The following is a 22,232-nucleotide window of genomic DNA, read 5'->3' on the forward strand; positions in this document are numbered from 1 at the left end:
CGGCCCCTCTCGGTGGGGGCCTTCAACTATAAATATGCCGATAGGCCCCTGTCGTTACCGTGATTGGACTCTGACGCACGGTCAACTAGCCTTGTCGACGAGGTTCTTGTGCGAGGGGAACCGGGCGGTCCGAGCCACCAGGGGGGAGGCTCGGACCGCCTTTCCCTGTCCGGTTCAGGCCCCCGGACCAGCGCTGTCCAGGGCCCGCAGCACGTCGGCGACCAGGTCCGCAGGGTCTTCGGCGCCCGCCGAGAAGCGGATGAAGCCCTCCGGGACGGCGTCTCCGCCCCAGCGTCGGCGCCGCTCCGCGGTGGACCGTACTCCGCCGAAGCTCGTGGCGTCCTCGACCAGCCGCAGGGCCGCCATGAAGCGTTCCGCGTGTTCGCGGTCCGGCAGGGTGAAGGAGACCACCGAGCCGAATCCGCTCATCTGCCGGGCGGCCGTCTTGTGGGACGGGTCCGAGGGCAGGCCCGGGTAGCGCAGGTCGGTGACCTCGGCGCGGTCGAGCAGGGCCTCCGCCACGGCCAGCGCGTTGTCCCACTGGCGCCGGGCGCGCAGGTCGATGGTGGCCAGGGAGCGGTGCGCGAGCCAGGCCTCCATCGGGCCCGGAATGGCTCCGATGATCTTGCGCCAGCGTCGGATGCCCGCGGCGAGCTCCGCGTCGCGGCACACCACGTAGCCGAGGAGCAGGTCCCCGTGGCCGGTCAGCCCCTTGGTGCCGCTGGCGACGGAGAAGTCCGCCCCGAGTTCCAGCGGTCGCTGTCCGAGTGGCGTGGCGAGGGTGTTGTCGACGGCGACCAGGGTGCCGCCGGCGTGCGCGGCCGCCACGAGGCGCCGTACGTCGCACACGTCGAGGCCCGGGTTGGAGGGGGTCTCGATCCACAGCAGCCGCGCCCCGTCGAGGACCTCCAGCTGTGCCTCCTCGCCGGTCGGCGCGGTGCGGACGTGGATCCCGTACGCCTCCAGCTGTTCCCGGAGCAGGGGCAGGGCCTGGTAGCCGTCGTCGGGCAGGACGACGGTGTCGCCCGTGCGCGCCTGGGAGAGCAGGACGGCGGAGATCGCCGCCATGCCGGAGGCGAAGACGACCGTGTCCACGTCCGGGTGCCCCGGTGCCTCCAGTTCCCCGATGGCCCGTTCCAGCAGGGTCCAGGTGGGGTTCGTGTCGCGCCCGTAGGTGTACGGGCCGCTGACGTCGCCGGGGAGGTGGAAGTGGGCGGCGAAGACCGGTCCCGGCAGGGTCGGTTCGTTCTTGACGGGTTCCGGCAGGCCCGCACGGACGGCCCTGGTCCCGTCGCCGTACGGTCGCCGGTCGGAGAGGTGGTCCACGGTGCGTCGCTCAGTTCTTGTCGGGGAGGACCATGTTCACGGCCCACGAGACGATGGAGATGATCAGGCCGCCGAGGATGGCCGTCCAGAAGCCGTCGACGTGGAAGCTGAGGTCGAACTGCTTGGCCAGCCACGACGTCAGCAACAGCATCAGGGCGTTCACGACGAGGGTGAACAGGCCGAGGGTCAGGATGAACAGCGGCAGCGAGAGCAGCTTCACCACGGGCTTGACGATCAGGTTCACCAGGCCGAACACGAGCGCGACCAGGATCAGGGTGAGCGCGCGGCGGCCGGTGCCGCTGCCGTCGTCGAGCGTGATGCCCGACAGCAGCCAGACGGCGACCGCCAGGGCGGCCGCGTTGGCCAGCGTCTTGACTACGAAATTCGTCATGTGTCTGATCGTGGCAGAGAAGATCCCGGTGGGACATCGGCACATCAGCGGATCCCACGGCACCACCGAGCAAGGGCAAGGGGCAGAACGACGATGAAGGCCTTCCGGCTGGACGAGCTCGAAAGGGAGCGGGCGGCCAACGACGGCGCCTACCTGCAGTTCCTGAAGGAGCGGCACATGTCGGTGGGGCTGTACGCGCTCGACGCCGGCCAACTCGACCCGCAGCAGCCGCACCGCCAGGACGAGGTGTACTTCGTGGTGAGCGGTCGCGCCGCGATCACGGTCGGGGAGGAGACGACGATGGTCGCGAACGGCAGCGTCGTCTACGTGCCGGCCGGAGTGCCGCACCGGTTCCACCACATCACCGAGCCGCTGAAGGTGATGGTGGTGTTCTCGCCGCCCGAGGCCTGAGGGTCGCGACCCCGAACCCCCTAGGGGGCGGATCAGGGGGTTCCGGGGGCTCTCGGGCCCCCGTGCGCGGCCGCGGGCTCCTAGCATTTCAGCAGGAAGTCACGGACGAGGAAGAGGTAGGGACATGGACGGGATCCGGGCGCTGTTCGCGGGTATGCCCTGGTGGGTGAAGTGGATCGCGGTGCCGCTGCTGGCGCTCTTCGTCTTCGGCGGTGTGATCACGAGCATCCTCGGTGCGCTGATCTCGATCGTCTTCAAGGTGCTGCTGTTCGCGGGTCTGGTCGCCGGACTGATCTTCCTGGTCAAGAAGTTCCGCGGCGACGCCTCCAAGTCCTCCGCCGGTGAGTGGTAGGCCCCGCGCGTCCCGTGTGACGGTGATTGACCCAGGCGGGGGAACGTGGGGCCCCAAACCCCTCGCGCGTCGGGAGCCGATGGATACAGTGCCAACTCGTGTGGTCACCCGGGCACCGACAGCCAACACCTCCGCTTGGAACAGGCGGTGACGTCGGCCGCCGAGCACGACCCCGGGAACGACACGCGCGGGGGCGGCCCCCGCGGCGCGGGCCCCGGCGTCCGCGGCCAGGCCTGGGGGTGAGCATTGTCTTCCGTCCACAACGCCGGTGTGCCGACCCTGATCGGTTCGGTGCAGCGGGCGCTGAGACTGCTCGAAGCGGCGGGCTCCCATAGCGGGGGAGCCCCGGCGAAACAACTGGCGCGCGAGGCCGGGCTCCCGCTCCCCACCGCGTACCACCTGCTGCGGACCCTGACCCACGAGGGATATCTGCGCAGGGTGAGCGGAGTCTTCGTCCTCGGTGAAGCGGCCGGTCGGCTGGCCCGTGGTGGACTTCAGCAGAAACGTCGCAGCATGATCCTCGACTCCCTCGCGCACTTCCGCGACGCGGTCGGGGCGCCCGTCTACTTCGCGGTCTACCGCGAGGGCGAGATCGAGGTCGTGGGCGTCTCGGACACCCCGGCCCACCCCGCCTGCGAGGAATGGGCCGACTTCCGCGCGACCGGACACGCGCACGCCATCGGCCAGTGCCTGCTGGGGCAGCTCGACGAGAAGACGCGCAGGGACCACTACGCCCGGCACCCGGTGCAGAGCGTCACCCCCCACACCGTGCGCGACCTGCGCGCCCTGGAGGACCGCATCGGGTCCCTGGAGCGGATGCAGCCCGTGATCGAGCGTCAGGAGTACACGCTGGGCACGGTGTGCGCGGCCATCCCCATCACCGCAGGCGACACGGCCGCGACGATGGCCATTTCTCTCCCCTCGCACCAGGAAGCGAGATTGCTCTCAGTAGTCGATCGACTGCGGAGTGAAGTAGGCGCGCTGCTGAGCACCCTCTCCTTCTCTATCAGTATCTGAAAACTCACTCCTTGTGATCTGCCTGCCCTTCCACCACCCTTGTCAAGAGGGTCTTTAGGGATCATTCCTGGCCACTTCCACAACAGCGGGGTAGGCAATGCGCGAGTCGGTACAGGCAGAGGTCATGATGAGCTTCCTCGTCTCTGAGGAGCTCTCGTTCCGGATTCCGGTGGAGCTTCGGTACGAGGCGTGTGATCCCTACGCGGTGCGCCTGACCTTCCACCTGCCCGGAGACGCGCCCGTGACCTGGGCGTTCGGCCGGGAACTGCTGCTCGACGGGATCAACAAGCCCTGCGGTGACGGCGACGTGCGCATCTCTCCCACGCACCCGGAGGAGCTGTCGGACGTGCACATCCGACTCCAGGTCGCGGGGGAGCGGGCACTGTTCCGCGCCGGCGCGGCACCTCTCGTCGCTTTCCTCGACCGGACCGACCGGCTCGTTCCGCTCGGTCAGGAGCGCACTCTCGGTGACTTCGAGGAGAGCCTCGACGAGGAATTGGACAGGATCCTCGCCGAGGCGCGGCAGAACGAGCAGAACGCGGGCTGAGCCGCGGGGCGGTTCGGACCGGCCGGCGGGCCGGGGCGACGGGCGGCAGTGCCCGTCGCCCCGGCCCGTCAGCGCTTGCGGCGCCGTCCCCGTCCCCGACCGGCCCGGGCGGCGGCCCGGGAGGGGGCGGACGCGGAACCGGCGGACACCGATCCGGTCGACGTCGATCCGGTGGGCGTCGGCCGGTCCGCGGACACCACCAGGGCGGCGAGGGCCGTGGTCACCGGGACCGAGGCGACCAGTCCGATCGAGCCCACGAGGGTCCGTACGATCTCCTCCGCGACCAGCTCGCTGTTGGCCACCGAACCCATGCTGCTGTTCGCGATCGAGAACAGCAGCAGCAGCGGCAGCGCGGCGCCCGCGTAGGCCAGGACCAGGGTGTTGACCACCGACGCGATGTGGTCGCGGCCGATCCGGATGGCCGCCCGGTACAGGGCGCGGGGCCCCATCTCCGAGTCGGCCTGGTGCAGCTCCCACACGGCCGAGGTCTGGGTGACGGTCACGTCGTCGAGCACGCCGAGCGAACCGATGATCACGCCCGCGAGCAGCAAACCGCTCATGTCGATGTGCGGGTACAGCCCGTGGATCAGGCCGGTGTTGTCGTCCGTGTTGCCGCTGAGGAACGCCCAGTCGATGAACAGCGAGCCCAGCAGCCCGATCAACAGCAGCGAGACCAGGGTGCCGAGGACGGCCACCGAGGTGCGCGCCGTCAGGCCGTGGCACATGTAGAGGGCGATCAGCATGATCGCGCTGGCCCCGACCACCGCGACCAGCAGGGGGTTCGATCCCTGGAGGATCGCCGGGAGGATGAAGAGGGTCAGGATCGCGAAGCTCACCACGAGCGCGATCAGGGCGAACAGCCCGCGCATGCGGCCCACGACGACGACCGCGACGGCGAAGATGCCGGCCAGCAGGGCCATCGGGAACTTACGGTTCAGGTCGACCACGGAGTACTGGAGGTCGCGCGGCGCGTTGGGGGCGTAGGCGACGACCACCTCCTGACCGTTCGCCAACTGCCGTGGCGCGCCCGGCTGGACGATCTCGAAGAAGGCGCGTCCCTTGTCCGGCCCGGTGCCGACCTCGATGGTGGCCTTCTTGCAGTCGCCGGTCTGCGAGGCCACGGCCTCGCGCCCCTCGGGGGTGGAGGTGTCGCCGGTCGGAGGCACCTGCGCGGCGTTGACGGATTTGCAGTCGACGTTCACCAGAGCGACGACCTTGCCCTGCTGGGTCTGACGGTCGAAGCCCACCCCGGTGCGCTCGTGCGCCGGCGCGCCCCCGGGCCAGAGGACGGCCATGCCGACGAAGACGGCGACCGCGAAGGGGATCAGTACGGCGGCGATGACCTTGCGCAGGTGCAGGGATACGGGCGCGGCCGGACCGTGGCCGTGACTGTGGCCGTGACCGCCGTGACCGTGACCGCCGTGACCGTGACCGTGACCGCCGGGTGCGGGTGCGGGTGCGGGTGCGTGGCCGTGGTCGTGGTCGCCGGGCGCGTGGCCGTGCGACGGGTCGTGTGGATGACCGTGGGAAGGGCCGTGGTGGGAACCGGCCGCCGGCCCCGGCGAGGCGTGCTCGTGGCCGGCGGGGCCCAGGGGATCTGTGGGCTCGTGTGGGGGCTGCGGCGAGGACGTCACCGGCTGATCATCGCAAGAGATGAGGGGGCCCACTGTTCAGCACGCCACAGATGACGCTAGCGTGGGGGCACCTTTGCACAACGCGGGAGCTCGGAGCACCGGGCTGAGAGGGCGCTGATCACCGTACGCGCAGGACATGCGTACGGGAAGAGGCTGCGTCGACCGCCGAACCTGTTACCGGGTAATGCCGGCGTAGGGAGATCAGGTCTCATGACCATTCAGGACGCACGCACGCCTGCCGTCAGCCAGGACACCGACGGCCAGACCGAGCGCCAGCCCGGCTGGCACAAGGGATACCTGGCGGGCTCCCGCCCCGACATCCGGGTGCCGGTCCGCCAGGTCCACCTCACCAACGGCAAGGACGTGACGCTCTACGACACGTCCGGTCCGTACACCGATCCGCAGATCGACACCGACGTCCGCCGGGGGCTCGCGCCGCTGCGCGAGAACTGGATCATCGGGCGCGGTGACACCGAGGAGTACGCGGGACGCCCCGTGCGCCCCGAGGACGACGGCATCAAGCACACCTCGCCGCGCGGTGGCCTCAAGAACCTCGACGCGGTCTTCCCCGGTCGGCCGCGCCTGCCCCGCCGGGGCCGCGGCGGCGCCGCCGTCACCCAGCTCGCGTACGCCCGCCGCGGTGAGATCACCCCGGAGATGGAGTACGTCGCGATCCGCGAGAACGTCTCCCCCGAGGTCGTCCGCGAGGAGATCGCCGCAGGCCGCGCCGTGCTGCCCGCGAACGTGAACCACCCCGAGATCGAGCCGATGATCATCGGAAAGCGGTTCCTGGTGAAGGTCAACGCCAACATCGGCAACTCCGCCGTCACCTCCTCCATCGAGGAGGAGGTCGACAAGATGACCTGGGCGACCAAGTGGGGCGCCGACACGGTCATGGACCTCTCGACCGGGCGCAACATCCACACCACGCGAGAGTGGGTCCTGCGCAACTCCCCCGTGCCGATCGGCACCGTGCCGCTCTACCAGGCGCTGGAGAAGGTCGACGGCCGTGCCGAGGAGCTGACCTGGGAGATCTACAAGGACACGGTCATCGAGCAGGCCGAGCAGGGCGTCGACTACATGACGGTCCACGCCGGCGTGCTCCTGCCGTACGTGCCGCTGACCGCCCGCCGCAAGACCGGCATCGTCTCGCGCGGTGGCTCGATCATGGCCGCGTGGTGCCTCGCGCACCACAAGGAGAACTTCCTCTACACGAACTTCGAGGAGCTCTGCGAGATCCTCGCGACCTACGACGTCACGTACTCCCTCGGCGACGGCCTGCGTCCGGGCTCCATCGCGGACGCCAACGACGCGGCGCAGTTCGCCGAGCTGAAGACGCTGGGCGAGCTGAACACGATCGCCAAGCGCCACAACGTGCAGACCATGATCGAGGGCCCGGGTCACGTCCCGATGCACAAGATCAAGGAGAACATCGACCTCCAGCAGGAGATCTGCGAGGAGGCGCCGTTCTACACGCTCGGCCCGCTGACCACGGACGTCGCGCCTGCCTACGACCACATCACCTCGGGCATCGGCGCCGCGATGATCGCCTGGTGGGGCACCGCGATGCTCTGCTACGTCACGCCCAAGGAGCACCTGGGCCTGCCGAACCGGGACGACGTGAAGACCGGCGTCATCACGTACAAGATCGCCGCGCACGCGGCCGACCTGGCCAAGGGCCACCCGGGCGCCCAGGAGTGGGACGACGCCCTGTCGGACGCGCGGTTCGAGTTCCGGTGGGAGGACCAGTTCAACCTGGCCCTCGACCCTGACACGGCCCGTGAGTTCCACGACGAGACGCTCCCGGCCGAGCCCGCCAAGACCGCGCACTTCTGCTCGATGTGCGGTCCGAAGTTCTGCTCCATGAAGATCTCCCAGGACATCCGCCGTGAGCACGGCGGTGACCTGAAGGCCGAGGAGATCCAGGCGGGCATGGCGGAGAAGTCCGCCGAGTTCGCCGCCTCGGGCAGCCGCGTCTACCTGCCGCTGGCGGACTGACGTACCCAGGGCTGCCGGACCGGCGGTTTGACGGACGGACGGCGCGACCGGCCGACGGCGACATGGGGGGAGTCGTCGGCCGGTCGTGTCCGCCCGTTCTCGACGCCGCCACCCAGTGGCGGTGGGCACCGAACGACCGGGCCGCGGGCAGGGGCCCGAACCTAGACCCGTACCGGGTTCGTGAGCGGTGTTTCACGTGAAACATCGGTGGCGTCGGTCGATGTTTCACGTGAAACAGGAACGGACGGGGCGAGCGCGGCCACCGCGAACGCGCGGTTCTTCTCGGTCTGCCGGCGGTACGCCTCCGGTAGATCGGGCAGCGCCAGCAGCCGGTCGCAGAGCGCGACCGACGTGACCGCGTCCCCGATCCAGTACGCGGTGATGGAATGCTCGAAGAGCAGCCCCCACCGGTACACCCAGGGTTGGACGAAGAGCAGGTCGTCCGGGGCGGGCCGGTCGAGGACGGCCGAGGTGACGGCGTGCGCCGTGTGGTGTCGGCCCAGCAGCCTCAGCCGGCAGGCCAGTTCGTAGCAGGCCTCCAGCCGCTCGGGGCGGAAGTCCCAGGCCCGTGAGAGGGCGTCCATCGCGGCGGGCCACTCCCCGGCCTCGCCGTGCAGGACACCGACCTGGAGGAGGGAGTAGTAGACCTCCTCCGCCCAGCCACCCATGCTCGCGCGTCGCTCGTAGAGGTTGATGGAGGCTCCGGTGTCGCCCATGTCGCGCATGGTCTGGGCGAGGTAGAACACGGTCCGGGGGTTGGACGGGTCCCTTTGCAGCTCCGCACCGAGCAGGCGGGCGTCCCGCTCGAACTTGTCGTGGCGCGATCCGCCGTCGGCGTGGTCCTCGATGGACAGCGCGTCGAGGTTCTCCTGGAGGCCGGGTCGCTGGTCGTTCTCGTCGCGGCGGTCGCAGGTCAGGTACTCGTGGGTGACCCCTTCGTACCGCCAGGGCAGATCGCCGCGGACCAGTCGTTTGATGCGGTACTCGGTGGCTCCCTCGTGGCGGAGCATGTACGAGTCCGCGGTGAGCGGGGGCAGCGCGTCGGTGCGCCGCAGCACGAGGTCGGCGTCGAGCAGGAGCAGGTAGTCCGCCTTGCCGTGGGCGTGCGCGATGTTCAGGCTCCGGTTGTGGCCGAAGTCCCGCCACGGTTCTTCGTGGAGCTCGCCGGGGATGCCGCGCAGGGCGGCGCGGATCAGGTCCTGGGTGCCGTCCGTGGATCCCGTGTCGGAGATGACCCAGGTGTCGATGAGGTCCCGTACCGAGTCCAGGCAACGCTCGATGACGGCGGCCTCGTTCTTGACGATCATGCAGAGGCAAATGGTCGGCTTCACGCCCGATGACCCTAGGAACGGGCGGGAGCCCGTTCCGGGCGGCTCGCCGGGGCGAGTCCCCGGGTGGCCCTGTCGCGAGCGTCCAAGTGGCTGCGTGGGCTGGGCCATTCCGCTGACAGGGTGGCGAGCCTCGGTGGCGTGCGGGGTGCGGCTCCTCAGGATGACGCGGCGACGTCCGGTCACATTTCCGGATTTCGCAGAAGCATCCAACTCGGTGTGCGCGAGGAGCGGTAAATGAGTTCTGAGGACAGGTCCCGTACTTTCCTGGGGCCGCTGCCCCGTCGTGCCGGCTGGCTGGCGGGTGGCACCCTGGCGTCCGTGGCTCTGGTTCTGGCGGGGATCGCGGCTCCCGCCGCGTCGGCCGGATCCCAGGCCGCGGGCACGCAGACCGTCCAGCAGGCCGGTGGTGGCGACGACTGTAGGCCGTCGAAGTCGCGGGAGGACGACGAGGACGAGGCGAAGGCCCAGAAGGCGAACCCGCGCAAGGACAACTGCAAGGTGGGCCCGACGGGCCCGCGGGGTCCGCGCGGTCACCGGGGCCACACCGGAGCCACGGGCCCGACGGGCCCGGCGGGCGCCCAGGGTCTCACCGGTCCGCAGGGCGTCACCGGCCCGCAGGGCCTGACCGGTCCGCAGGGTCTCACCGGCCCGCAGGGTCTGACCGGTCCGCAGGGTCTGACCGGCCCCCAGGGCCTGACCGGTCCGCAGGGTCTCACCGGTCCGCAGGGTCTCACCGGCCCGCAGGGTCTGACCGGTCCACAGGGCGTGACCGGCCCCCAGGGCCTGACGGGCCCCGGCGGCCCGTGCAGTGACGTCGACTCCTACAACCCGAACGCGGCGACCCAGCTGAACGCCGTGCTCACCGGGGGCAAGGCGTACGTCGGCATCCGCAGCAACACGCCGACCATCTCCCCCTTCCTCTGGTACGACCTGACCAACGGTGGCACGCCTCCGGGCAGCTTCCCGGCCAACGCCTGCGCGATCTCCATCGGCGCCCAGGCGAACCTGATCTCCATCGAGGTCCTGACCACCAACAATCTGCTCTTCGAGACCACCTGCAATCCGGGCACCAACATGGGCACACCCGTCCTGGCCTGCACCAAGACCTGGAGCCAGGTGAACCCGGTCAGCACCGCCACCCTGCGCGGCAAGTTCCGCCACACCATCGACCCCGCGGACATCAACTACCTGCGGGCCAACGGCAGGTAGGTCTCACTCCGGGCCGGTCTCCGGCCCGCCGAAGTCCGGGCTCGTGAAGTCCGGGGACGAGTAGCCGGGCCGGGTCCCCTGTGAGGGGGCCCCGGGACTGGTGAAGTCGGGCCGGGTGTACCCCAGATCGGGGATGCGCCCGGCCCCTGGCGTACGGGGCACCGGATAGCCCGAGACCGCGCTCGGATCGGCCAGGGCGTCGCGCAGGAACGGCATGATCCCCCGCTCCAACAGGGCGTTGCGCCAGGCCTCCCGGGCGCGGGACAGCTCGTCGGGGACCGGGACGCTCTCCTCGGCCGCCACCTCGGTGGAACTGTTGCGGACGGCGGCCACCAGCAGCCCCACCACGGCGAACAGCAGCGCCGCCACCGTGAGGGCGCCGAACAGCCAGCCCGCGGTCAACATCGTGCGCGCGAAGGCCGGTTCGGGATCGATCATCTTCAGGCTGTAGCCCACCAGCAGGAAGATCAGCATCGCGGTGCCCGCCAGGACGGGTGCCAGGACCGCGACCACGGCGAAGGCCCCGGCCCCGTCGTCCTCGTCCTGACCGGAGTCGTTCTCGGCCGCGCCGCTCGGAGTGGAGAGGGCGACGTCGCGCAGTTCCTCCCGGACCTTCACGAAGTGGTCGTACTCCGCCGCCGCGGCGGCGCTCAGGAGCGCCCGGGCGCTCAGGGCCATCGTGCGCAGTTGTTCGGCGTTCAGACGTTCGCCGAGAGTGGCGAGCTCGGGCCGTTCGTCCGCGGTGCGCAGTGCCTCGTCGAGGAGCCGATCGAACTCGGGTCGGTCTTCGGTGAGCAGGTGCGGAGCGCTGGTCATGTGCATCCCCCGATGCTCCGTGGGTGGAGCCGGTATGCCCGCGTAGACCCGGGCGCCGGCCCGAACGGAGGAGAGCCTGCTACGGATAGAGCGATGGTAGAGCGCCCCGGCCACGCCGTGACAGGGGCTTTCGGGAAATACCCCGCTCCGACAACGCTCAGTCACTCAGAGGCAGTTGTACGACCAGGAGTTTGCCCGCCATCGTCACGCCGCCGTCCATCGCGATCGCCAGGCCCTCCGCGTACACGTGGGGGCCGTCGACGGCCTCCGGGCCGCGGGACTCGTCGCCGTCCTCGGCGCCCACCTCGCCTAGCAGGTACGGAATGGGGCTGTGGCCGTGCACGACGCGTGCGCCGCCGTAGGTGTCGAGCAGCTCCCGCACGGCCTGCGGGCCCCCCTCGTCCCGGAAGGCGAACCGCTTGGTGAACTTGCGGAACAGGTCCCAGGTGATGTCGGCGTCGTTGCGGTTGAGGAGCTCGTGGATGGTGTCGTTGACATCCTCGATGGAGTCGCCGTAGTCCAGGTACGCCGTGGTGTCGGAGTGCAGGAGCAGGTGCCCGTCCTCCAGGGTGGCCGCGTCCAGCCGGGACATCCACTGGAGGTGGACGTCCTCCAGGCGCTCCATGTCGGTGCGCTGTCCGCCGTTGAGGAGCCAGGCGGCCTGGAAGGTGGCGGTGCCGGCGTTGGAGTGGATGGGGGTGTCGCCGAAGCGCTTGGCTCCGATGAGGAGCAGCTCGTGGTTGCCCATGAGCGCCTTGCAGTAGCCGCCGGCGGCGGCGGCCTCGGCGGACAGCCGCATGACGAGATCGATGACGCCGATGCCGTCGGGGCCCCGGTCGGTGAAGTCGCCGAGGAACCAGAGCCGGGCGTTGCCGGCGGACCAGTGGCCGTCCGCGTCGATGAGCCGCTGTGCGTGCAGCTCGGTGACGAGCTCGTCGAGGTATCCGTGGACGTCTCCCACGACGTACAGCGGGCCGGGGCCGGCGGGCGCCTGCTCCTCGGGGACGTAGTGGACCTGCACGGTGTCGCCGGGGCCGCCGATCGGGGCGACGCGGCCGATGACGGGCAGGTCGCGCTGCGTGGGCGTGTAGCCGTCGTCGGGTTCGAGCGGGTGGTCGACCGCGTGGTCCACCGCGCGGTCGTCCGGCTGGTCGTCCGCGTGGGCGGTGGCGGTCCGCTGCCGGGGCACGGTCTGCGGGTCCGGGTAGCCGGTCGGTGCGCCGGGGCCGGCGAGCGGGTGCCCGGACGGCTTGGAGGCGTACGCGGGGTGCACGGCGTGCGCGGGGTGCGGCTGCGCCGGGACGTGGTCGTCGAAGTAGACGGGGTAGTCGCCGTAGCCGTCGGCTTCGCCGGGGCGATCGGAGGCGCGTTCGGCGGTTCTGTCGGCGGGCGGGGCGTACGGCCCGGGTTCGTTGACCGGCACCCGGAAGTCCCGCAGCGTGTCCGTCCGCATCGCGGGTCCCTGACCGGCCCCCTGAGTCATCGACCCCTCCACCACCGTCGCGCTGCCGTACACCTGCGGACCCCCGTGCCGCCGGGGCGGAGGGTCCGTGATGTCGTGCGCCCATCATAGGAATGCGGCTCGCGCTCTGTGACGCACCAGGGGTGGTGAATCCTGGCCGGAGCCGCCCCTTCCTGGTGGTTTCGCCCGATATCGGTGTAGGTGAATCTTCGGCGGGGCCGTCGGCCCCGCCGATACGGCGGCGTGGAGGTCAGTCCTGGGCGGGTGAACGGGGTGGGCTGACGGTCGTCCGGGGGGTCCTGCGCTGCGAGGACGTACGGATGATCAGCTCGGTCGGGACGACCTGTTCGACGGGGCGCCCGGTGTCGACCCCTTCGATCGCGTCGATCAGCAACTGCACGACGGCGGTGCCGATCCGACGCGGTTTGAGGGACAGCGTGGTGATGGGCGGTTCGGTGTTGGCGTACACGGTCGACTCGCTGCAGCACACGAGGAGCAGGTCCTCGGGCACCCGCAGGCCGTAGCGGCGGGCGGCGGCCAGCAGGTCGGTGCCGTTCGGGTCGAAGAGGCCGTAGACGGCGTCGGGTCGGTCGGGTCGGGCGAGCAGCCGATCGGCGGCGACGGCGCCCGCGCACGGGTCGTGGGCCGGGTAGGACTCGTAGACCGGATCCTGGCCGACGCGCTCGCACCAGTTGAGGTAGGCGGTGGTGGAGAGCCGGGTGTAGGTGTCGGTGGTGGTGCCGGTCAGCAGCCCGATGCGGCGGGCGCCGGCGGCGGCGAGGTGGTCGAGCAGGCCCAGGACGGCGGCTTCGTGGTCGTTGTCCACCCAGGCGGTGACGGGGAGGGTGCCGGCCGGGCGGCCGTCGGAGACCACGGGCAGGCCCTGACGGACCAGTTCGCTGACGACCGGATCGTGGTCGGAGGGGTCGATGACGACGGTGCCGTCCAGGGCCACGTTGGACCAGACGTCGTGTCGTGAGGTGGCGGGGAGGATGACGAGGGCGTAGCCGCGGGCGAGCGCGGCGGAGGTGGCGGCCCGTGCCATCTCGGCGAAGTACGCGAACTCGGTGAAGGTGAAAGGTTCATCCCCGTACGTGGTCACGGTCAGGCCGATGAGGCCGGACTTGCCGGTACGGAGGGTGCGGGCGGCGGCGGAGGGGCGGTAGCCCAGCCGGTCGGCCACCTCGCGGACGTGACGTCGGGTGGCGTCGGGCAGTCGCCCCTTGCCATTGAGCGCGTCGGAGACGGTCGTGATGGAGACGCCCGCCGCGGCGGCCACGTCTCTGATGCCGGCCCGGCCCGCTCGGCCGCCGACCCGCCGGGTGGTCTCGGCCCGGCTCACCTGATGCTTCCCTGCTGCTGTCATGGCGAGCCGATAGTAGGGCTCGGTGGGGTGGGTGGTCCGGGTGCATATGCACGCGTTGACAGGCACGATTCTGCATGGTTCGCCACCCCCAATGACCTTGGAATCGCAGGGATTTCGTCGCTATGGGTAACGGTGGAGCTTGTCGGCGGGTACGAGCATGCCAAAACGGAGCCGTTTGCGGCCGGTCGCAACTCACCTGCACGAGGGACGCGCGCCACGGCGCAGGCCACCGGCGCACGCATATATGCGCGCGCTCCCCCAGTGATCCTGGCGCCCACCATTCTCGGATCGGCGGAATCCTCATAAGGTGAGCAGTATTGAGTCGACGGTCGTCGACGGGACGGTCGAGGAGGACCTGCGGTGAGCGAGAAGAGCCCGAAGCTGCGCGCCGAGCTGGACGGCATCCCCACCTACAAGCCCGGCAAGCCCGCCGCCGCGGGCGGGCCCGTCGCGTTCAAGCTTTCCTCGAACGAGAACCCGTATCCGCCGCTTCCGGGGGTGCTGGAGAGCGCGGTCGAGGCCGCGCACCGGTTCAACCGCTACCCGGACATGGCCTGCACCGGCCTGGTGAACGAGCTCGCGGAGCGGTTCGGGGTCCCGGTCGAGCACATCGCCACCGGCACCGGATCGGTGGGCGTGGCGCAGTCGCTGATCCAGTCGACGGCCGGTCCGGGCGACGAGGTGATCTACGCCTGGCGCTCCTTCGAGGCGTACCCGATCATCACCCAGATCTCGGGCGCGACGTCGGTGAAGGTGCCGCTGACCGACGGTGACGTGCACGACCTGGACGCGATGGCCGAGGCCATCACCGACCGGACGCGCCTGATCTTCGTCTGCAACCCCAACAACCCCACCGGCACCGCCGTGCGCCGGGCCGAGCTGGAGCGGTTCCTGGACCGGGTGCCCTCGGACATCCTGGTGGTGCTGGACGAGGCCTACCGCGAGTTCGTCCGTGACGCGGACGTGCCGGACGGCATCGAGCTGTACCGCGACCGCCCCAACGTGTGCGTGCTGCGTACGTTCTCCAAGGCGTACGGGCTCGCGGGGCTGCGCGTCGGCTTCGCGGTGGCGCACGAGCCGGTGGCCGCCGCGCTGCGCAAGACCGCGGTGCCCTTCGGCGTGAGCCAGCTCGCGCAGGACGCGGCGGTCGCCTCGCTGCGCGCCGAGGACGAGCTGATGGGCCGGGTCGGGTCCCTCGTGGGCGAGCGGGCCCGGGTCTACGGCGCGCTGATCGCGCAGGGCTGGACCGTCGTTCCCGAGACCCAGGCGAACTTCGTCTGGATGCGGCTGGGGGAGCGGACGGCCGAGTTCGCGGAGGCCTGCGAGAAGGCCGGTGTGGTGGTCCGGCCCTTCGCGGGCGAGGGCCTGCGGGTCACGATCGGTGAGACCGAGGCGAACGACCTCTTCCTGCGCACGGCGGAGGCGTTCTTCAAGGAGATGTAGCCCCGGGTCGGGGCCGTCGGGAGCGCGTGGCCCCCGGTGGGGTCACGCCAGTTCCACGCGGACGGGGTCGCCTTCGCGGATGGTGGCCAACAGGCGGGGGTCGCCGTCGAACGAGCCGAGCACGTTGCACGGGCTCGCGAGGCGGCTCTCGCCTCCGCGCGATATGGGGGTGGGGCCGTAGGGCAGCGCGAGCGCGTCGCCCTCGGTCCAGAAGGCGACCGTGCCCGGGTCGACGACCTGTCGGGCGTCGGACTCCAGGGCCACGGAGACGCCGGTGTCGAAGTAGACCTCTTCGCCCCACGTGTTGGCCGAGGCCGATATGGGCAGGGCGTCGACGAGGGCCTTGACCGTCGGCGTGTCGTCGAGGGTCGCGGTGAGCTGGCCCGCGGGCCAGGAGATTCGAATCTGCATGAGCCGCATTCAACAATTTGTTGAAGACATTGGCTAGAGGGGACCCCGGCTGAAAGTCGCCGGCAGCGGTACGACATAATGCTTGTGAATGTGAACGCGTTCACAAGCGTGTCCCGCTTCCTCCGGGATTGAGTGGGACATACCAGTCAAAGTGCGGCTGTGACCACGGCGACCCGAAGGAGAAGAGGGCGTGGACCTAGCTTTGGCGCCGGAAACGCTGGCGCGATGGCAGTTCGGCATCACCACCGTCTACCACTTCCTGTTCGTCCCGCTGACGATCTCGCTCGCCGCCCTCACGGCCGGCATGCAGACCGCCTGGGTGCGTTCCGAGAAGGAGAAGTACCTCAAGGCCACGAAGTTCTGGGGAAAGCTCTTCCTGATCAACATCGCGATGGGTGTGGTCACGGGCATCGTGCAGGAGTTCCAGTTCGGCATGAACTGGTCCGACTACTCGCGGTTCGTCGGTGACATCTTCGGCGCCCCGCTGGCCTTCGAGGCCCTGATCGCCTTCTTCTTCGAGTCGACCTTCATCGGCCTGTGGATCTTCGGCTGGGACAAGCTCCCCAAGAAGATCCACCTCGCCTGCATATGGATGGTCTCCATCGGCACCATCCTCTCGGCGTACTTCATCCTGGCGGCCAACTCCTGGATGCAGCACCCGGTCGGCTACCGCATCAACGAGGAACGCGGACGCGCCGAGCTCACCGACTTCTGGCTGGTGCTCACGCAGAACACCGCGCTGACCCAGTTCTTCCACACCATCACGGCCGCCTTCCTGGTCGGCGGCGCGTTCATGGTCGGCATCTCCGCCTTCCACCTCGCCCGCAAGAAGCACATCCCCGTGATGCGCAGCTCGCTGCGCGTCGGCCTGGTCGTCATGGTCATCGCCGGCATGGGCACCGCCATCAGCGGTGACCTCCTCGGCAAGGTCATGTTCAAGCAGCAGCCGATGAAGATGGCCGCCGCCGAAGCCCTGTGGGACGGTGAGGCGCCCGCGCCGTTCTCCGTCTTCGCCTACGGGGACGTGGACAAGGGCCACAACAAGGTCGCCATCGAGATCCCCGGCCTGCTGTCCTTCCTGGCCAACGACGACTTCACCTCCTTCGTCCCCGGCATCAACGACGTCAACAAGGCGGAGCAGGAGAAGTTCGGCCCCGGTGACTACCGGCCCAACATCCCCGTCGCCTACTGGGGCTTCCGCTGGATGATCGGCTTCGGCATGGCCTCCCTGAGCGTGGGCGCCCTGGGCCTGTGGCTGACCCGCCGGAAGTTCCTGCTGCCGCCGGCCCTGCGCACCGGTGAGGACGAGGTGCCGCACCTGGTCCTCTTCAAGACGGCGCTGAACCCGAAGTTCACCCGGCTCTACTGGATCGTCGCCCTCTGGACCATGGGCTTCCCGCTGATCGCCAACTCCTGGGGCTGGATCTTCACCGAGATGGGCCGCCAGCCCTGGGTCGTCTACGGAGTCCTGCGGACCCGCGACGCCGTCTCGCCCGGTGTCAGCCAGGCGGAGGTGCTCACCTCGATGATCGGCTTCACCCTGCTCTACGCCGTGCTCGCCGTCATCGAGGTCCGGCTCCTCGTGAAGTACGTCAAGCTCGGCCCGCCCGAGCTGACCGAAGCAGACCTCAACCCGCCCACCAGGATCGGCGGCGACGACAAGAACGCCGACCGGCCCATGGCCTTCTCGTACTGAGGCTGAGGAGACCGCACGATGCAACTCCACGACGTCTGGTTCGTACTCATCGCCGTCCTGTGGATCGGCTACTTCTTCCTGGAGGGCTTCGACTTCGGAGTCGGCGTCCTCACCAAGCTCCTCGCCCGAGACCGCACGGAGAAGCGGGTCCTGATCAATACGATCGGACCGGTCTGGGACGGCAACGAGGTCTGGCTGCTCACGGCCGGCGGCGCGACCTTCGCCGCCTTCCCCGAGTGGTACGCCACCCTCTTCTCCGGGTTCTACCTGCCCCTGCTGCTCATCCTGATCTGCCTGATCATCCGCGGCGTCGCCTTCGAGTACCGCCACAAGCGGCCCGAGGACAAGTGGCAGACCAACTGGGAACACGCGATCTTCTGGACCTCGCTGATCCCCGCGTTCCTGTGGGGCGTGGCCTTCGCCAACATCGTGCGCGGCGTGAAGATCGACCGGGACATGGAGTACGTCGGCACCCTCTTCGACCTGCTGAACGTCTACTCGATCCTGGGCGGTCTGGTCACCCTCACCCTGTTCACCTTCCACGGCGCGGTCTTCACCTCGCTGAAGACCGTCGGTGAGATCCGGGACCGCTCGCGCGCGCTGGCGACGCGGCTCGGCGTGGTGACGGCCGTCCTGGCCCTGGTCTTCCTGATCTGGACCCAGGTCTCGCGCGGCGACCGCTGGAGCATGATCGCCATGGCCGTCGCCGCGGTGGCGCTCGTCGCGGCCCTGGGCTGCAACCTCAGGGGCCGTGAGGGCTGGTCGTTCGCCCTGTCCGGGATCACCATCGCGGCGGCCGTCGCGATGCTCTTCCTGACGCTGTTCCCGAACGTGATGCCGTCCTCGCTGGACAGTGCCTGGAACCTCACGGTCACCAACGCCTCGTCCAGCGCGTACACCCTGAAGATCATGACCTGGTGCGCGGGAGTGGCCACGCCGCTCGTCCTGCTCTACCAGGGCTGGACCTACTGGGTGTTCCGCAAGCGCATCGGTACCCAGCACATCGCCGACGCGCACTGACGCGCCCCGGCGCCTCACGCGCCCCGGCGCGCCGGTGGCTTCCCGCGCCCCACGCGTGCCGGCGCGCCGACGAGTCTCCCGCCTGACCCTGCCGAGGGGATGTTTCACGTGAAACCGATCGACCCGCGTCTGCTGCGGTACGCCCGCTCCACCCGCCGCTTCCTGGGGGCGGTCGTGGCCCTCGGGCTGGCCGGGGCGGCGCTGGTCGTCGGTCAGGCGATGCTCATCGCCGAGATCGTGGTCGGTGCCTTCGAGGACGGTCTCGACGGCTCGCGGTTGCGGACCCCGCTGCTGCTGCTCGCGGCGGTGGCGGTGGGCCGCGCCCTGGTGGCCTGGCTCACCGAGCTGGCGGCACACCGCGCCGGCGCGGCGGTCAAGTCGGAGCTGCGCGTGCGGCTGCTGGACCGGGCCGCCGACCTGGGGCCGGGATGGCTGGGCGGGCAGCGGACCGGATCCCTCGTGGCCCTGGCCACCCGAGGAGTGGACGCGCTCGACGATTACTTCTCCCGTTACCTGCCCCAGCTGGGGCTCGCGGTGGTCGTCCCGGTGGCGGTGCTCGCCAGGGTCGTCACCGAGGACTGGGTGTCGGCGGCGATCATCGTGGTCACCCTGCCGCTGATCCCGCTGTTCATGATCCTCATCGGCATGGCCACCCAGTCCCGGATGGACCGCCAGTGGCGGCTGTTGTCACGGCTCTCGGGCCACTTCCTCGACGTGGTGGCGGGGCTGCCCACGCTGAAGGTGTTCGGCCGGGCCAAGGCGCAGGCCGAGTCCATCAGGAAGATCACCGACGAGTACCGGCAGGCCACGATGCGCACGCTGCGCATCGCCTTCCTGTCCTCCTTCGCGCTGGAGCTGCTCGCCACCCTGTCGGTGGCGCTGGTCGCGGTGACGATCGGCATGCGGCTCGTCCACGGCGGCCTGGACCTCTACACCGGATTGGTCATCCTGATCCTGGCGCCGGAGGCCTACCTGCCCCTGCGGCAGGTGGGGGCGCAGTACCACGCGGCCGCCGAGGGCCTGGCCGCCGCCGAGGAGATCTTCGAGGTCCTGGAGACCCCCGCCCCTGCCTCCTCCGGCGGGGCCGACGTGCCGACCGGCGGCCTGCGGATCGCCCTCGACGCGGTCGAGGTGCGCCACGAGGGCCGGGGTGCGAGCTCACCCGGCCCCGTGTCCCTCGTCGTCGAGCCGGGCGAGTGCGTGGCCCTCACCGGGCCGAGCGGCTCGGGCAAGTCGACGTTGCTGGGCGTGTTGCTGGGCTTCGTGACCCCGACGGGCGGCCGGGTCCGCGTCGGTGACACCGACCTCGCCGAACTCTCCCTGGAGCAGTGGCGGGAGCGGATCGCGTGGGTGCCGCAGCGGCCGCACCTGTTCGCGGGGACCATCGCGGAGAACGTACGGCTGGCCCGACCCGAAGCCCGCGACGAGGAGGTCCGGGCCGCCCTGCGGGACGCCGGGGCCTGGGAGTTCGTCGCCGCCCTGCCGCAGGGGGCGTCGACCCCGCTCGGCGAGGGCGGGATCGGGCTCTCCGCAGGACAGCGGCAGAGGCTGGCGTTGGCCAGGGCCTTCCTGGCGGACCGGCCCGTGCTGTTGCTGGACGAGCCGACCGCCGCCCTCGACGGAGAGACCGAGGCCGCGGTGGTGGAGGCCGTACGGCGCCTCGCGGTCGGGCGGACGGTGCTGCTCGTGGTGCACCGGCCGGCACTGCTTGCGGTCGCCGACCGGGTGGTGACCGTGACGGAGGGCCCGGAGGGTCCGATGACCGCGGGCGTCGCGGGCGTCGCGGGCGTCGAGGGCGTCGTGGGCGGTGTGGTCGAGGGCCGGGGACCGGACGGCACCGCCGCCGCCCCCGCCGCCCCCGCCGCCCCCGCCGCCCCCGCCGGCGCGCGGCGGGGGTCGGCCGGGATGGCCGACCCCGGGGAGTGGATCCTCGGCACCGCGACCGAGCGGGAGGAGGTCCTCCCCGGGGCCGTGACGGGCTCGGGCGATCCGCTGCGCCGGGTCCGGGAGGTGGCCTCCCCCTGGCAGGGACGCTTCCGGGTCGGTCTGCTCCTGGGCGCGCTGGCCGTCGGGTGCGGCGTCGGCCTGATGGCCGTGTCCGGCTGGCTGATCTCCCGGGCTTCGGAGCAGCCGCCGGTGATGTACCTGGCGTTGGCCGCCACGGCGACCCGGGCCTTCGGCATCGGCCGGGCCGCGTTCCGCTACGCCGAGCGGCTCGTCTCGCACGACGCGGTCCTGCGCATGCTCGCCGAGCTGCGGGTCTCGGTGTACCGGCGACTGGAACGGATCGCGCCCGCCGGGTTGCGCGCGCAGCGGCGCGGGGACCTGCTGTCCCGGCTGGTGGCCGACGCGGACGCCCTCCAGGACTACTGGCTGCGCTGGCTGCTGCCGGTCGGCACCGCGGTGCTCGTCGGCACGGGGTCGGTGGCCTTCACCGCCTGGCTGCTGCCCGAAGCCGGGGCCGTGCTCGCCGTGGGCCTGCTGGTGGCCGGGGTCGCGGTGCCCCTGGTCGGCGCGGCCTGCGCACGCGGAGCCGAACGGCGGCTGGCGCCCGCGCGGGGCGAGCTGTCGACCCGCGTGGCCGACCTGCTGACCGGGACCGCCGAACTGACGGTGGCCGGGGCCCTGGCCGACCGCAAGCGCCGGGTGCGCGAGAGCGACGGGGTGCTCACCCGGATCGCCTCGCGCGGGGCCGCCGCGGGTGGTGTCGGTGGCGGGCTGTCCGCCCTGGTGTGCGGGCTCACGGTGGTGGGCGCGGCGCTGGTCGGCGCGAACGCCCTGGCCGACGGGCGGCTGAGGGGGGTGGCGCTGGCCGTGGTCGTGCTGACCCCGCTCGCCGCGTTCGAGGCGGTGAACGGTCTGCCCCTGGCCGTCCGGTACCGGCAGCGGGTACGGCGCAGCGCCGAGCGGATCCACGAGGTCGTGGACGCGCCGGCGCCGGTGGTCGAGCCGGCCGCTCCCCTCCCCGCGCCGGACTCGGCCTTCCCCCTGAGGCTGACGGCCCTGGCCGCACGCCACCCCGGGCAGGACGCGTACGCGCTGCGCGGCATGGACCTGACGCTGGAGGCGGGCCGGCGCGTCGCGGTCGTGGGCCCCTCCGGCTCGGGCAAGACCACCCTGGCCCAGGTCCTGCTGCGCTTCCTCGACCCGGCCGAGGGCGCCTACACGCTGGGCGGGACCGACGCCCGCCTCCTCGACGGCGACGAGGTACGCCGCACCGTGGGCCTGTGCGCCCAGGACGCCCACATCTTCGACAGCTCGGTGCGGGAGAACCTGCGGCTGGCCCGCACCGGCGCGAGCGAGGCCGAACTGCGCGAGGCGCTCGCCGCGGCCCGGCTCCTGGAGTGGGCCGACGGCCTGCCGGAGGGGCTGGACACCCTGGTCGGTGAGCACGGACAGCGGATCTCGGGCGGTCAGCGCCAGCGCTTGGCCCTGGCCCGGGCGCTGCTCGCGGACTTCCCGGTGCTGGTCCTGGACGAGCCGGCGGAGCACCTGGACCTGGCCACGGCCGACGCGCTGACGGCGGACCTGCTGGCCGCGACGGAAGGCCGGACCACCGTGCTGATCACCCACCGGTTGGCCGGACTGGAGGCGGTCGACGAGGTGCTCGTACTGGACGGCGGGACGGTCGTGCAGCGCGGACCGTACGCGGAACTGGCCGCGGTGGACGGACCCCTGCGGGGGCTGCTGGAACGGGAGCGGCAGGCCGGTGGCTTTTCGGCCGATCTCGCCCGGGCGGGACGGTCTCAGGCCGGCCTGACCCATGTCGACTTTCCCCACTAATCGGGACTAACTAGTCTCA

General features: G+C 70.8%; 18 protein-coding genes. 10 read left to right on the plus strand and 8 right to left on the minus strand.

The genetic code is table 11. The features are described 5' to 3' along the window. Positions 1-174 precede the first annotated feature (174 nt). Positions 175-1,326: a cystathionine gamma-lyase gene (locus ACZ6ZI_RS10140; RefSeq protein ID WP_469518396.1), complete on the minus strand. Its 1,152-nt coding sequence runs from the start codon at positions 1,324-1,326 to the stop codon at positions 175-177. Between the two features lie 10 nt (positions 1,327-1,336). Further along, on the minus strand, positions 1,337-1,717 hold the full coding sequence (locus tag ACZ6ZI_RS10145) for a phage holin family protein (protein ID WP_469518398.1): 381 nt from the start codon (positions 1,715-1,717) through the stop codon (positions 1,337-1,339). Between the two features lie 93 nt (positions 1,718-1,810). On the opposite strand from ACZ6ZI_RS10145, the gene ACZ6ZI_RS10150 reads away from it, so the two are divergent. From ACZ6ZI_RS10150 to ACZ6ZI_RS10165, 4 genes are all read left to right on the plus strand, one after another. Continuing rightward, the gene (locus tag ACZ6ZI_RS10150) at positions 1,811-2,128 is read left to right on the plus strand and encodes a cupin domain-containing protein (protein WP_363053509.1); all 318 of its coding nucleotides are present in this window, start codon (positions 1,811-1,813) and stop codon (positions 2,126-2,128) included. A gap of 124 nt (positions 2,129-2,252) precedes the next feature. Then, on the plus strand, positions 2,253-2,480 hold the full coding sequence (locus ACZ6ZI_RS10155) for a DUF5326 family protein (protein WP_363053508.1): 228 nt from the start codon (positions 2,253-2,255) through the stop codon (positions 2,478-2,480). Positions 2,481-2,750: 270 nt separating this feature from the next. Then, the gene (locus ACZ6ZI_RS10160; RefSeq protein ID WP_469518401.1) at positions 2,751-3,497 is read left to right on the plus strand and encodes an IclR family transcriptional regulator; all 747 of its coding nucleotides are present in this window, start codon (positions 2,751-2,753) and stop codon (positions 3,495-3,497) included. Positions 3,498-3,594: 97 nt separating this feature from the next. Further along, a complete protein-coding gene (locus tag ACZ6ZI_RS10165; protein ID WP_363053506.1) occupies positions 3,595-4,044 on the plus strand; it encodes an SsgA family sporulation/cell division regulator in 450 nt (149 codons plus the stop codon). Positions 4,045-4,112: 68 nt separating this feature from the next. Here the strand turns inward: ACZ6ZI_RS10165 and ACZ6ZI_RS10170 are convergent, their stop codons facing one another. Beyond that, positions 4,113-5,678, minus strand: a complete 1,566-nt coding sequence (locus ACZ6ZI_RS10170; RefSeq protein ID WP_469518404.1) for a YibE/F family protein — start codon at positions 5,676-5,678, stop codon at positions 4,113-4,115. 210 nt (positions 5,679-5,888) lie between these two features. Between ACZ6ZI_RS10170 and thiC the strand changes: the two genes are divergently transcribed. Beyond that, the gene (thiC, locus tag ACZ6ZI_RS10175) at positions 5,889-7,676 is read left to right on the plus strand and encodes a phosphomethylpyrimidine synthase ThiC (RefSeq protein ID WP_363053504.1); all 1,788 of its coding nucleotides are present in this window, start codon (positions 5,889-5,891) and stop codon (positions 7,674-7,676) included. Between the two features lie 161 nt (positions 7,677-7,837). On the opposite strand, the gene ACZ6ZI_RS10180 is transcribed toward thiC, so the two are convergent. Beyond that, positions 7,838-9,007 carry a tetratricopeptide repeat protein gene (locus tag ACZ6ZI_RS10180; RefSeq protein WP_469518407.1) on the minus strand — a complete coding sequence of 390 codons (1,170 nt, stop codon included), beginning with the start codon at positions 9,005-9,007 and terminating at the stop codon, positions 7,838-7,840. Positions 9,008-9,241: 234 nt separating this feature from the next. Between ACZ6ZI_RS10180 and ACZ6ZI_RS10185 the strand changes: the two genes are divergently transcribed. Continuing rightward, entirely contained in the window at positions 9,242-10,216 is a 975-nt protein-coding gene (locus tag ACZ6ZI_RS10185; RefSeq protein ID WP_469518409.1) for a hypothetical protein, read from the plus strand. Between the two features lie 3 nt (positions 10,217-10,219). On the opposite strand, the gene ACZ6ZI_RS10190 is transcribed toward ACZ6ZI_RS10185, so the two are convergent. The 3 genes from ACZ6ZI_RS10190 to ACZ6ZI_RS10200 all read right to left on the minus strand — a co-directional run bounded on the left by ACZ6ZI_RS10190 (position 10,220) and on the right by ACZ6ZI_RS10200 (position 13,860). Next, positions 10,220-11,038, minus strand: a complete 819-nt coding sequence (locus tag ACZ6ZI_RS10190; RefSeq protein WP_469518411.1) for a hypothetical protein — start codon at positions 11,036-11,038, stop codon at positions 10,220-10,222. Positions 11,039-11,189: 151 nt separating this feature from the next. Further along, positions 11,190-12,530 carry a metallophosphoesterase gene (locus ACZ6ZI_RS10195; protein ID WP_469518670.1) on the minus strand — a complete coding sequence of 447 codons (1,341 nt, stop codon included), beginning with the start codon at positions 12,528-12,530 and terminating at the stop codon, positions 11,190-11,192. Positions 12,531-12,744: 214 nt separating this feature from the next. Next, complete coding sequence (locus tag ACZ6ZI_RS10200; protein WP_363053499.1) at positions 12,745-13,860, minus strand: LacI family DNA-binding transcriptional regulator; 1,116 nt, start codon at positions 13,858-13,860, stop codon at positions 12,745-12,747. A 360-nt stretch (positions 13,861-14,220) separates the two neighbouring features. Between ACZ6ZI_RS10200 and hisC the strand changes: the two genes are divergently transcribed. Continuing rightward, on the plus strand, positions 14,221-15,303 hold the full coding sequence (gene hisC, locus ACZ6ZI_RS10205; RefSeq protein ID WP_469518414.1) for a histidinol-phosphate transaminase: 1,083 nt from the start codon (positions 14,221-14,223) through the stop codon (positions 15,301-15,303). Positions 15,304-15,345: 42 nt separating this feature from the next. Here hisC and ACZ6ZI_RS10210 read toward each other — a convergent pair whose 3' ends face one another. After that, the gene (locus tag ACZ6ZI_RS10210; protein ID WP_363053497.1) at positions 15,346-15,714 is read right to left on the minus strand and encodes a cyclophilin-like fold protein; all 369 of its coding nucleotides are present in this window, start codon (positions 15,712-15,714) and stop codon (positions 15,346-15,348) included. Between the two features lie 190 nt (positions 15,715-15,904). Between ACZ6ZI_RS10210 and ACZ6ZI_RS10215 the strand changes: the two genes are divergently transcribed. The 3 genes from ACZ6ZI_RS10215 (at position 15,905) to cydD (ending at position 22,213) form a co-directional block, all read left to right on the plus strand. Further along, complete coding sequence (locus ACZ6ZI_RS10215) at positions 15,905-17,410, plus strand: cytochrome ubiquinol oxidase subunit I (RefSeq protein ID WP_363053496.1); 1,506 nt, start codon at positions 15,905-15,907, stop codon at positions 17,408-17,410. Between the two features lie 18 nt (positions 17,411-17,428). Beyond that, positions 17,429-18,430 carry a cytochrome d ubiquinol oxidase subunit II gene (cydB, locus tag ACZ6ZI_RS10220; RefSeq protein WP_469518417.1) on the plus strand — a complete coding sequence of 334 codons (1,002 nt, stop codon included), beginning with the start codon at positions 17,429-17,431 and terminating at the stop codon, positions 18,428-18,430. A 108-nt stretch (positions 18,431-18,538) separates the two neighbouring features. Beyond that, a complete protein-coding gene (gene cydD, locus ACZ6ZI_RS10225) occupies positions 18,539-22,213 on the plus strand; it encodes a thiol reductant ABC exporter subunit CydD (protein ID WP_469518419.1) in 3,675 nt (1,224 codons plus the stop codon). Positions 22,214-22,232: the final 19 nt, after the last annotated feature.

It is taken from the genome of Streptomyces sp. NPDC103540 (genome assembly GCF_055584445.1).

Bases quoted from the DNA above. Each gene is read 5' to 3' on its own strand.
- ACZ6ZI_RS10190 (WP_469518411.1), bottom strand. From the start codon at position 11,038: ATGCACATGACCAGCGCTCCGCACCTGCTCACCGAAGACCGACCCGAG.
- ACZ6ZI_RS10210 (WP_363053497.1), bottom strand. From the start codon at position 15,714: ATGCAGATTCGAATCTCCTGGCCCGCGGGCCAGCTCACCGCGACCCTC.
- ACZ6ZI_RS10185 (WP_469518409.1), top strand. From the start codon at position 9,242: ATGAGTTCTGAGGACAGGTCCCGTACTTTCCTGGGGCCGCTGCCCCGT.
- ACZ6ZI_RS10165 (WP_363053506.1), top strand. From the start codon at position 3,595: ATGCGCGAGTCGGTACAGGCAGAGGTCATGATGAGCTTCCTCGTCTCT.
- cydB (WP_469518417.1), top strand. From the start codon at position 17,429: ATGCAACTCCACGACGTCTGGTTCGTACTCATCGCCGTCCTGTGGATC.
- ACZ6ZI_RS10200 (WP_363053499.1), bottom strand. From the start codon at position 13,860: ATGACAGCAGCAGGGAAGCATCAGGTGAGCCGGGCCGAGACCACCCGG.
- ACZ6ZI_RS10145 (WP_469518398.1), bottom strand. From the start codon at position 1,717: ATGACGAATTTCGTAGTCAAGACGCTGGCCAACGCGGCCGCCCTGGCG.
- thiC (WP_363053504.1), top strand. From the start codon at position 5,889: ATGACCATTCAGGACGCACGCACGCCTGCCGTCAGCCAGGACACCGAC.
- ACZ6ZI_RS10155 (WP_363053508.1), top strand. From the start codon at position 2,253: ATGGACGGGATCCGGGCGCTGTTCGCGGGTATGCCCTGGTGGGTGAAG.
- ACZ6ZI_RS10150 (WP_363053509.1), top strand. From the start codon at position 1,811: ATGAAGGCCTTCCGGCTGGACGAGCTCGAAAGGGAGCGGGCGGCCAAC.